Source organism: Xanthomonas axonopodis, from assembly GCF_001304695.1.
Taxonomy (GTDB): domain Bacteria; phylum Pseudomonadota; class Gammaproteobacteria; order Xanthomonadales; family Xanthomonadaceae; genus Xanthomonas; species Xanthomonas axonopodis.
Window position 1 is genome coordinate 18,691 of record NZ_JFAQ01000016.1, and the last position, 10,440, is coordinate 29,130.

Annotated in this window: 12 protein-coding genes and 1 pseudogene; 10 read left to right on the top strand and 3 right to left on the bottom strand. The window is 63.1% G+C overall.

All coding sequences use genetic code 11. From position 1 onward, the window contains the following. Positions 1–96: 96 nt before the first annotated feature. Positions 97–2,832, bottom strand: coding sequence for a S8 family peptidase (locus tag XAXN_RS01560; RefSeq protein ID WP_054318241.1), 2,736 nt, complete (start codon positions 2,830–2,832; stop codon positions 97–99). Between XAXN_RS01560 and XAXN_RS20240 the strand changes: the two genes are divergently transcribed. The 6 genes and pseudogenes from XAXN_RS20240 to XAXN_RS23380 all read left to right on the top strand — a co-directional run bounded on the left by XAXN_RS20240 (position 2,804) and on the right by XAXN_RS23380 (position 5,602). Continuing rightward, positions 2,804–3,001, top strand: a complete 198-nt coding sequence (locus XAXN_RS20240; protein WP_134980135.1) for a hypothetical protein — start codon at positions 2,804–2,806, stop codon at positions 2,999–3,001. The two genes, XAXN_RS01560 and XAXN_RS20240, sit on opposite strands and share 29 nt — an antisense overlap. Before the next feature lie 938 nt (positions 3,002–3,939). Further along, positions 3,940–4,185 (top strand): annotated as a pseudogene (locus XAXN_RS01565) (hypothetical protein). Between the two features lie 202 nt (positions 4,186–4,387). Next, the gene (locus tag XAXN_RS22865) at positions 4,388–4,867 is read left to right on the top strand and encodes a hypothetical protein (protein WP_241148114.1); all 480 of its coding nucleotides are present in this window, start codon (positions 4,388–4,390) and stop codon (positions 4,865–4,867) included. Next, on the top strand, positions 4,868–5,017 hold the full coding sequence (locus XAXN_RS22870) for a histidine kinase (protein ID WP_241148113.1): 150 nt from the start codon (positions 4,868–4,870) through the stop codon (positions 5,015–5,017). Next, positions 5,014–5,415 (top strand): sensor histidine kinase, encoded by a 402-nt coding sequence (locus tag XAXN_RS22875; RefSeq protein ID WP_241148112.1) that lies wholly within the window; start codon positions 5,014–5,016, stop codon positions 5,413–5,415. Before XAXN_RS22870 ends, XAXN_RS22875 begins: the two co-directional genes overlap by 4 nt. 58 nt (positions 5,416–5,473) lie before the next feature. Next, on the top strand, positions 5,474–5,602 hold the full coding sequence (locus tag XAXN_RS23380) for a hypothetical protein (RefSeq protein WP_277422451.1): 129 nt from the start codon (positions 5,474–5,476) through the stop codon (positions 5,600–5,602). Positions 5,603–5,695: 93 nt separating this feature from the next. Here the strand turns inward: XAXN_RS23380 and XAXN_RS01575 are convergent, their stop codons facing one another. Then, positions 5,696–7,069 (bottom strand): serine hydrolase domain-containing protein, encoded by a 1,374-nt coding sequence (locus XAXN_RS01575; protein ID WP_054318242.1) that lies wholly within the window; start codon positions 7,067–7,069, stop codon positions 5,696–5,698. 407 nt (positions 7,070–7,476) lie between these two features. Here XAXN_RS01575 and XAXN_RS01580 point away from each other — a divergent pair, with 407 nt between their 5' ends. The 4 genes from XAXN_RS01580 (at position 7,477) to XAXN_RS23570 (ending at position 9,921) form a co-directional block, all read left to right on the top strand. After that, positions 7,477–7,893, top strand: a complete 417-nt coding sequence (locus XAXN_RS01580) for a hypothetical protein (protein WP_054318243.1) — start codon at positions 7,477–7,479, stop codon at positions 7,891–7,893. Then, a complete protein-coding gene (locus XAXN_RS01585) occupies positions 7,890–9,203 on the top strand; it encodes a PQQ-dependent sugar dehydrogenase (RefSeq protein ID WP_054318244.1) in 1,314 nt (437 codons plus the stop codon). Before XAXN_RS01580 ends, XAXN_RS01585 begins: the two co-directional genes overlap by 4 nt. A 293-nt stretch (positions 9,204–9,496) precedes the next feature. After that, on the top strand, positions 9,497–9,736 hold the full coding sequence (locus XAXN_RS23565; RefSeq protein ID WP_425511876.1) for a Gfo/Idh/MocA family protein: 240 nt from the start codon (positions 9,497–9,499) through the stop codon (positions 9,734–9,736). Between the two features lie 11 nt (positions 9,737–9,747). After that, positions 9,748–9,921: a hypothetical protein gene (locus XAXN_RS23570; RefSeq protein ID WP_425511800.1), complete on the top strand. Its 174-nt coding sequence runs from the start codon at positions 9,748–9,750 to the stop codon at positions 9,919–9,921. A gap of 90 nt (positions 9,922–10,011) precedes the next feature. On the opposite strand, the gene XAXN_RS01595 is transcribed toward XAXN_RS23570, so the two are convergent. Then, positions 10,012–10,440, bottom strand: a 429-nt coding sequence (locus XAXN_RS01595) for a transposase (protein WP_134984816.1), incomplete at its 5' end; no start/stop codon positions are given.

Consider the following 10,440-nt stretch of genomic DNA (forward strand, 5'->3'; position numbering starts at 1 on the left):
CCCGGACATGCCGGGGCCTTTCTGTTTATCTGTCACGCCACGGTATGCGTGGCATCCTCACGTGCATCGCCTGCAGCACCGCTGCGCCGGCTGCGATCAGAACTGCCAGCGCAGGCCGACGTTGGCATTGATGCTGTTGGTGTCTGAACGAGCGCGCTCGGCACCCACGTTGCCGTAGATGGAAAACGCATCGTTGAGCTGGTAACGCAGGCCAACCGAAGCGCGCAGCGACTGCTTGGACACCGGCTCGCCGGCGACGTTGAAACGGGCTTCCGGCAAGCCGGTGAACCAGGCCGAGAAGTCGGTATTCGGGTTGCCCAGCAGCGAGCGATACGCCACCAGACCATCGAAGCCCCACCTGCCGTGCGCCAGATGACCGCGCACGCCCACCTCGCCATACCCTGCGCGCAGGGTGTCGCTATTTGCGCTCAGCCCTAGACCGGTCATCGACGCTTCGCTGAAGGCATCCTGGGTCTGGCTCACCACACCGGCGGCCACGAACGGCGACAACCCGGCATGCGGCATCAAGCCGATTTCCGCGCGCGCCGACCAGTTGGTGTCGTGGCGACGGTCCTGCAAGCGCTCGCCGATGCTACCGGCCTGCACAGTGCGTTCGGTCTCGACGTTGCTCATGCCGTACGAACCGATCGCCGACAGGTACGCCTGGCCGATCGGCTGGTACAGGTACGCGGTCATCGCATACCGGTCCGAGCGCAGACGGCTCGAAGATGCCGCGATGTGCGCACGGTCCTGGCCGGAGGTCACGGCCGCACCCACGATGGTGCCGGCGCTGCCCATCGGCAGATCCACGCCGAAGGTTGTGGCCTGCTGGGTGTAATCGGCCGAATCGAAACCGCTACGGCGCAGGTCGCCGTCCAGGTAGCTGCCCTGCATCCAGGTGGTCAGCGTGGTGGTATCGGCCAGGTAGGGCAGGCGGTCGGCAGCCACACGTGCCTCGTTGAGCGCGGACTGGAAACCCAGCGTGCGCTCGATACCGTGCACCTGGCCGGTCAGGGTCGGCAGCGATGCGGCGACCTGCGCATCGGATGCTGCAATCAGCGAACCGGTGGCGCTGATCAGGCCACCCAGGTTGTCGGTCTCGCCCGAGGCGACCCGCGTATCCAGCACCTTGACCAGCGCGTCGGCCTGGTTCGCACCGTTGACCACCGACTGCGGCGCACCGGCCGCCTGTGCGCTGGCCGCGGAGGCATTACGGGTCAGAGCTGCGGTGACGGTGGTCGGGTCGTAAGACAGGGCCGCGGTCCAGAAGAAATTGTTGGCGTACTGCACGCGGTCGAACGTGCCTTGCAGGACGCCTGCCTTGACGATCTTCTCGGTACTGCCGACGGTGTAGCCGGCCGCTTCGGGCAGCAACAGCAGATTGCCCTTCAAACTGGCCAGGCCGGTGACGGTGAGGCCCTTGCCCAGTTCGACGGCCGTGGTGCCGGTCGAGTTGACCAGGCTGTAGTTGCCGTTGATGACACCGCCACGCGCTTCGAAGGTGGCCGAGTTGGCCACCAGAAGATCCGAACGCAGGCTGCCGGTGAGCGATAGCACGCCATCCAGAATCGTGGTGCCGCCGGTGTAGGTATTGGTGCCGCTCAGGGTGAGCTTGCCTGCGCCGTTTTTGGTCAGGCTGCCCGCACCGGAGATGTCGTTGCTGAAGGTGCTGTCGTAGCCAGCGGGCACATAGGCCGCCCAGTTGCTTGCGAACTGGCCCGGGCCCTTGATTGCCTTGGCCGCATTGACCAGGCCCCAGCCGTACAGCGCGTCCACGCCGGGGTCGCCCAGGTCGGTGGCGGTGGTCAGCAGGGTTTGCTGCAGGTTGGAGGCGCTCATCCAGGGATACACGCCCAACACCTGCGCGGCCACACCGCTGACTGCGGCGGTGGAGAACGAGGTGCCGGCAATCTGGCCCCCCAATTCGGTGCCGGCCAGCGCGGGGGCGGTGTAGCTGCCCGGCGCGACCAGGCACCACTGCGCAGCGGCGCCGCAGTGATTGGAATAGCTGGTCAAGCCGGCGGCATTGCCGGCGCTATCGATATTGATCGCGCCTACGGCCAGCCAGTTATTACGCACGCTGGCTTCCTGCACCGGCGTTGCGGCCGGGTAGGAGGCTTCTGCCGCGCCTTCGTTGCCAGTGGAGGCCACGATCAGCGCATCGGCCTGCACCAATGGGGTCAGTGCGTACTTCCAGGCCAGCGCAGCGTTGGCACTGGCGGTGGCATCGGGGTAGGAGGCACCGATGGACAGGTTGGCGATCCGCACGCCAGCCGCGGCCAGGTCCACCGCCGCGCGACGAGTCTGCTGTGTGCCGCAGGAATTTTCGGCGCAGATGCGCGCGTAGAACAGGTCTGCATCCGGCGCGACACCACCGGCGAAGCCGTCCTGCGCGGAGCCCAGCACCAGCGCAGACACGATCGTGCCATGACCGCGCAGGGCATTGGCCGACGATTCGGGCGTGCCCGGGCTGGCGGTGTAATCGTTGAAGCTGTCGACCTTGCCGCTGATCGGCGCGTAGCTCGGCACCAGGTTGTCGTCCAGCACCGCCAGCTTCACGCCCTGGCCGCGCGCGCCTGCCTGCTGCGCCAGATCCGCATTGGTCGCCACCAGCAGATTGCTGCCCACGCCCTGATAGCGGGGCGGAGTCGGCGTCGGGGCGGGCGTGGTCTTTGGCAGCGGGTCTGCTGCCGGCGGCGGGGTCGTCGGAGTCGGTGCGATCACCGTGGTCTGCGGCGGATCGCTACGAACGTTGCCGCCACCGCCACCGCCGCCACAGGCGGTCAGGACGAGGCAGGAGGCGATGGTGGTTGCCAGTAGCGAGCGATTCATTGGTTTGTCGATTCCAGTTTTTGAGTGCGCCGCTACTGCTGGTGATTCAAATGTGGCGCAGAAGGTCCCCGCGCCGGCGATCGCCAGCGAAGGCATTAATTTCACGCGTTATTTATTTCTGGGCCGCCGCGCCTTTCGTTTCGACGGAGTGCGCCCGTGGAGCATCTGAAAATGCGTTCGGCATTACCCAGTGCTTGCGAGATTGTTTAACGGCGCTATCCGAGATCTCTGAAATCTGAATGGACAGTTGCTATTCAGTGAAAAGTAGTCCAAATAGGATGTGCCGATTTAATCCATAGCCAAAGCGAATTAGGAGTGCATTAGCGGGTTACGCTGCAGAGTATTGTCGGAGCGTACTCAACAATAAATCGTCACAAATCTCGAAGGGCGGCAATCCTAAATGTGACGTCGGTCTTCGTGAAGCAGGGAATCACATCATCGTTGTCAGTGAAAGTATTACATTCGGTAGCGAATTCGAACGCAAGTTAGCGCATCTAACGGACTCTAGCGCCGGGCCCTCGCGGCAAGATTGATGCTCGGAAAATTATACTAATTTGCTCATTTCCTCTTGTCGTTTTATTGAGTATATTCCCGGGAATATACTAGAAAAGTCAGGCGTGAGCGCGCATTGTGCGTAATCCGGCACCTCAGGCAGGCCAAATCCACCAGTTCGGTGCTTTGCTTAAAAATCGGGCGGGAATTTCGAATAAAGCGAGCGGCCTTGGGTCGTTGATCTTTCGATCGGAGATGCAGCTGAATGGCGCGTGTTTTTTTCCTGCATGTGGATTTAAATTCCGACACGCGCAGGTGCATTACCCGACGGCAGGCTGGATCAAACGCGAGCGATGACGCTTACTGTGAGGGGCAGGGAGCGCATCGCCTGCCACTGCGCAGCTGCGTCCGGTGGTCGCCGTTCGGCTGCACGCCTGCGGCCGAGTTCTGCGTCGCCCATCGCGGTTCTGCACCACGCAAGGCCGATCGCCGTGCAGTGCCGCCTGTGCCGGCGGCAGATTTGGCGCTCCGCGCTGCAGCGCGGGTAGCGGTCGTGTAAACGGTTCAAGGTGTGCTGCTGCCACGCTGACCGATCGTCGCTATGCTCGATTGACGATGGAAGGCACGCTGCATGGCATTGCCTATGCCGTGGTGGCCCGTCAGCTCGAGCGCCAGCGCGTGGTACTGGATACCTTGCAGGTGGGCGGGCAGCCCGTGCCGTTGTCGGGCTCGCCCACCTTTGGTTCGCTGCAGGCTGCGCTGGACATCGGCAGCAAACAAACTGGCCGAGCAATACATCGGCCAATTGCTGAGGAAGCAGGCGCGCCCACGCTCGACCCGTCCAGCCACGCACAGGATTAGCGCGAGACGCCAGCAGAAGGCGACGTCCTCGGTGACAGGTTTGACCAGCGATGCACTTAGGTGAGCCGCGTTAGCGGTCATCCACATCGTGCAATCGTCTTCGCTCGGCCCTATTCTCTGCCTAGGCAGCAGTGGCAACGCGTCGCTGGCATGCCGGACGGAGATGAGGCTGCGTGACAGAGGCAAGGAAGGAGGACCCAGTATGCGCGGAGTAGGGCGCATCTTCTGGCTGATGCAGACCTTGGGCTGGTCGCTGTTCCTGGCGATTGCCTACGTGGCTCGGCCTAGCGAGGACGCGGTGCCCGATGGGCGGCAGTTGGCCGCAGTGGCCGGCTTTGGCGTGGGCGGGTTGCTGGGCAGCCTGCTGCTGCGCCGGCTCTATCGAACACTGCAAGCCGATGGCTATGGCGAAGTGCGTTGGCTGGGCCTGTTGCTGGTTGCCAGCCTGCTGGCGGCGCTGTGCGTGGATGTGTCGGTCCACGGCGTGCTGCTGGGTTTGCGCGGATTCTCGCCGGGGTTGATGGCGCTGTCTGAGGCGCAGCCGATGATCTCGGGCACGGCCTTGCTATGGCCGGCCTACATCGCCTGGAACCTGCTGTACCTGTCGATCAGCAGACAGACGCGGCTAGCCGAAGCGACCCGCCATCAGAACGATCTGCGGCTGGCGCTCAATCAGGCGTAGTTGCAACGTCTGCTCGGCCATATCAGCCCGCATTTCACCTTCAACACGCTCAACAATATTCGAGCGCTTATTCTCATCAATCCAGAGCTGGTACGCGAACAGATCACCCGCTTTGCCAGCACGCTGCGCTACCAGTTCACCGGCGGGTGAGCGTAGAAGAAGAAATGGCGGTCGTGCGCGACTACCTGGACTTGGTCGGCATGCAGCTCGGCAAGCGCCTGCGCTACGCCGAACAAGTGGACGCCGCGGCATTGCTGCTGCGGGTGCCACGATTCTGTGTGCAGCTGCTGGTGGAAAACGCGATCAAGCACGGCCTGGCGCTCAGCAGCAGCGTCGGTGACCTGCAGGTAGGCATTACCGTGCACGATGATGCGCTGCATATCCATGTGCGTAACAGCGGACGATTGCAAGCCGGCGGCAACGGCGGCACGGGCCTGGCGAATCTGCGACAACGCCTGCAACTCTCGTTCGGCTCACGCGCGGGTCTGGAATTAACTGAAGAAGGCAGCTGTGTGGTGGCACCTGTCTGGATTGGAGAGGGTGCGTGATTGAAGCGGTGATCGTGGAAGATTCGGAGCTGGCCCGCTTCGAACTTGAGCTGATGATGTGGACACTGCGGTGCAGTTGATCGAATCGGCGACGCCAGAGGTGGTCTTTCTGGATATCGACCTTCCCGGCGGCAACGCGTTCGATGTGCTGGAGCGCCTGAGTCGGGTACCGCGCATCATCTTCTGAGTGTGGATGGCACACGGGAGCCACAAAGCATGCGTGCGGCATGTGTCCACTCCGGGCACCGGTTCCGCGGGAGGGCAGTTGCCCAGTCGTTGGTCAGTTGCCCTTGATCGGTTCGCGGGTGCCGCTGCTGTCACCCATCAAGCGATCGTGCAGTGTCATGACTGCCTTGCCATCACCGTCGTTCTTGAAGCTCAACGCATCCAGGCTCTTGCCCAGGTAGTAACGGCCGTCGGCATGCGGTAGTACTGCAACCGGGTCTTCACCCTCGCGCTGCAGTTGCAGCGCACCGTCCACTTCTGCAAGTACGCGGACATCATCTGCAGCAAAGCGATAACGGCCCAGCCATGCGCGGTCCCGGGTGCGCAGTGCGACCGTCGCCGCATAGGCATGCTCGGCAGCGATGGCGGCCAGGCGCACGCTCAGGTTGGCCGGGTCCAGGAACTCGGCATTGGTCAGCACGGTCACGAAGACGTCCGGCTGGGTCACGTGCACCACGTAGCTGTTGAAGCCGTTGATGAAGCCGCCATGCTCCACGTCGGCCATGCCATTTACCTGACCGATGATCCAGCCGAAGCCGTAGGGCGAGGCGCTGCCATCGGCCAACGTGGTCTTGCGCATCGCCTGTGCCAGCAGCGATGCCGACGCCGGCAAGCCGTTGCGCAATGCGCGGTGCCAGATCGCCAGGTCGTCCATCGTGCTAATCAGACCATCGGCGCCTTGCGGCTGCGACATGCTGATGAAGTCCGCGTTCTGCAATTGGCCTTGGGCGCGGCGATAGCCATGCGCTCGTTTGGCGATCACGGTGAGGTGATTATCGTAGCGGGTATGCAGCATGCCCAACGGCTGGAAGACCGACTGCTGCATGTAGACGGGGTAGGGCTGAGCGGTGATGCGTTCGATCAGATAGGTCAGCACGATGTAGTTGGAGTTGCTGTAACGAAAGCGCGTGCCCGCGGCAAACTCCAACGGCAGGTCCTTGAAGTAGTTCATCAGGCTCCGCGCATCGGTGTCCTCCCGCCGCGCCGCGCGTGAGGCGGCGATGCTGCTGACATTCTTGATGCCGGAGGTATGCGTGAGCAGCTGCTGCACGGTGACGTTGGCCAGCGGGCCGCTCGGCGCCGGGTCCAGCGACTCCAGGCAGGCATCCAGTTGCAGCTTGCCTGCCTGCAACAGTTCCAGGACCGCCATGGCGGTGAACTGCTTGCTGACCGAGGCCAGCCGCATTGCCGCGTCCGGTTGCAAGGCCACGCCATTTTCGATATCGGCCATGCCATAGGCCTGGCGCAGCAGCACCAGATCGCCGCGTGTCACCAGCACCACGCCGCCCGGCTGGCTGTCCTTGAAGAACCCGGCGGCCTCGCGCGCCAATTCCGCCGTGGTCGATGCCGGCGGTGTGGTCTCCGTCGCGCGGGTCGTGCCGCCCATGGTCAGCGCGGTGGCCAGCAGCATCATCGCAATTGTCTTCATACACCTGCTCCTTCAGTGGATGGAGCTCAGCTTGGGAGCATGGGCGCGCAGCGCCCAGCGATGCATGACCTGCGGTCGAGACAGGCATCGAACGGTCGGCGGAGCGGATGAGCGGGAGCCGTGAACGAAGGTCTGCGCTGCACGTGGCGGGGCATCGCGAGTTGTCCGGGCGAGGGCCCTTGGGGGCGCACGCGGTGAACCCCTGCATGCAGCCGCTGTCCTGCCTACAGGCAGGCCCAGGGATCGAACGCGACAATAGATGTGGTCCCTGCGTTCGTTCGATAGGCACAAGGCAGCGCCAGCTACCGTTATCTGCGAGGGCATGAATCGCGCAAATATCACGCTGCTCATCACATGCAAGCTGTCAGCATCGGGGCACGTTTCGCCATTGCCCCAATGAGTCCGCTATGAATTCAACAACCGTCCTGGTCCGCCCCTGGGCCATCCACCCGTTTCACGCAGCCGTGCTCGGTGGTGTGTGGCCGCTGTTCCTCGGCGCGCTGCTGAGCGACTACGCCTACTGGAGCAGCTATCAGATCCAGTGGGCCAATTTTGCATCCTGGCTGCTCGTGGGCGCGATGGTGTTGACCACCATTGCACTGGTGTGCGCCATCGTCGCGCTGGTGCGCGGAAGCCGTAACCTGATCTACATCATTGCGCTGATTGCCGCCTGGATCGTGGGCTTCTTCGACTGTCTGCATCACGCCCGCGACGCGTGGGCGATCATGCCGGCTGCCTTGGCGTTGTCGGCAATCGCGATATTGTTTGCGTTGGTGGCAACCTGGGCGGGATTGTCCGGTCTGCGCGTAGGAGGTGCACGATGAAACGTCAGACCACCAGCATCATCACGGTGTCTATTCTCGCTGCAGCGCTGGGCGCGTGCGGCAAAGCGCCCGACCTCAATCAGCGCGGTGCAACACCAGAGCTACCCACGCCCGATCGGGGCTTGCTGCCCGACATGACCATCGCCGATCCGACGAGCTGGGGCGAGCGCAAGCCCACGGTGCCGGCAGGCTATCGCATCACCGCAATCGCCAAGGATCTTGGCATTCCGCGCCAGACGCTGGTGTTGCCCAATGGCGACATTCTGGTGGCAGAAGGCCGTGGTGGCTGTGCGCCCAGCCTCAAGCCAAAGGATGTGATTGCCGGCCCGATCAAGGCCAAAGGCACCTCCAAGGCCAAGAGCGGCAATCGTTTGACCTTGCTGCGTGATGCCAATGGCGATGGCGTCTACGAATTGAAGACCGTGTTTGCCGACAAACTCAACGCGCCCTACGGGCTCGCGCTGATCGGTAACGCGCTGTACATAGCGAACCAGGATGCGTTGGTGCGCTTCGACTATCGTGAGGGTCAGACCCAGGCGAGTGGGGCGCCTACCAAGGTGACCGACCTGCCGTCGGCCATCAATCACCATTGGACCAAGGCGCTCACCGCCAGCGCCGATGGCCGCTACCTGTATGTGGCCATCGGCTCCAACAGCAACATCACCGAACGTGGCATGGCCGTCGAGCTCGACCGCGCGCAGATCTGGCAGGTGGATGCGGCAACCGGCGCGCACAAGCCGTACGCGACCGGTATCCGCAATCCCACGGCGCTGGCCATTCAGCCGGGTAGTGGTGCGTTGTGGGCAGTGGTCAACGAGCGCGACGAAATCGGCCCTAATCTGGTGCCGGACTACCTCACCTCGGTACGCGAAGGCGGTTTCTACGGTTGGCCGTACAGCTATTGGGGCAAGAATGTGGACGTGCGCGTCATGCCGCAAGATCCGCAGAAGGTGGCATCGGCGATCGTGCCGGACTATGCCCTGGGCTCGCATGTCGCTGCACTGGGCGTTGCATTTTCCTCCAGCGCAATGGGCGCCAAGTTCGCCGATGGCGTCTTCGTCGGCGAGCACGGTAGCTGGAACCGCGACCCGCCGGTTGGCTACAAGGTCTTGTTCGTGCCGTTCCGCGACGGTCGCCCGGCGGGCGACCCGATCGACTTCGTTTCCGGCTTCCATGGTGAAGATGGCAAGACCCGCGGCCGGCCGGTGGGTGTCACGGTCGACCCGCGCGGTGCATTGATCGTTGCCGATGATTTAGCCAACATTATCTGGCGCATCACGCCAGACACTGCTGCCGCTGCGCCGCGGTAGGCAAGACCAGCCGTGTAGTGACGATCCCGGTGTTGCACGCTCCGGGATCGTCGCTGCAGTCGGCAACGTTGTTTGCTGCTTCCAACGGGTCACGATGCCGATTGAACGCACCCTGGGTGCATTGTTGTTACCACCATCAGCACTTTGCTAGCATCGCAACATCACCGATGCGGAGCACACCATCCTGCTGCGGACGACATTCCCGACGCCGGACGTGTTCTTGCCAGGCCAGGGCGAACCGGCCTTGCGCTGGGGCGTGCTGGGCCCCGGCAAGATCGCATCCGCATTCGTCGATGCCTTGCGCCGCAATTTTGAGTCAATCGGGTCCTCGCGATCCATTGCATCGGCAACGCAATGCAGCACTGGGAGGGGGCGGTGCATTGCTCGACCTGGGCGTCTATACCGTGCAGTTCTCCTCGATGGTGTTGGGCGCACCCGGTGCAATCACGGCCGTGGGCGCGCTCAACCAAACCGGTGTCGACGCCTATTCGACCGTGGTGTATCGCATGGCGGGCACGCGCAATCCACCCTGATCAGCTCCATCGTGGCGCGTAGCAGCTCCACCGCCTATGTCACCGGTAGCGCCTGCCGTATCGATCTGACAGGCGATTTCTATAACCCGACCACGCTACGTCTGGTCGGCAACGACTACGCCACCGAACCACTGCTCTGGACCGACCCCACCGGCGTTAGGGAAGGTCTGAACAACGAGACCTGACAGGGCGGAAGTTGGCATCGTTCCGGAGAGTCGCGTTTGGAGCTTCGGATTTCTCGCCATTTCTGGCGCTTTCCTCGGGAATTTCCCGGGTTACAGGCGCACGCTCCCCATCGCAGGCAGTAATTGCTTTCGCTTCATCCACAGGTTTGACAGCGCAAACAAGGTCAGCACTTGTGCCGTGTTCTTGGCCAGACCGCGATAGCGGACCTTGGTGTCGCCAAACTGGCGCTTGATCACCCGGAACGGATGCTCCACCTTTGCGCGCACGCTGGCCTTGACGTGTTCCCAACGCTGTTCCCGAGTACGCTCGCGTGTGTTGCCGATGGCTTGCATCGTCGAGGGCCGGGCGGCGATGAAGAATGCTGCTTGGCCGTCCCTCCGCTGTCGGTGTTTGTCCGCGCCGGAGTAGCAGCTGTCTCCGAACACGCTGTCTTCCTTGCCGTGCATCAATACGCGCGTCACCGTCACATCGACGCCATTGGCCGCGCTGCAATGGACATGGTGCACCAGTCCGGACCA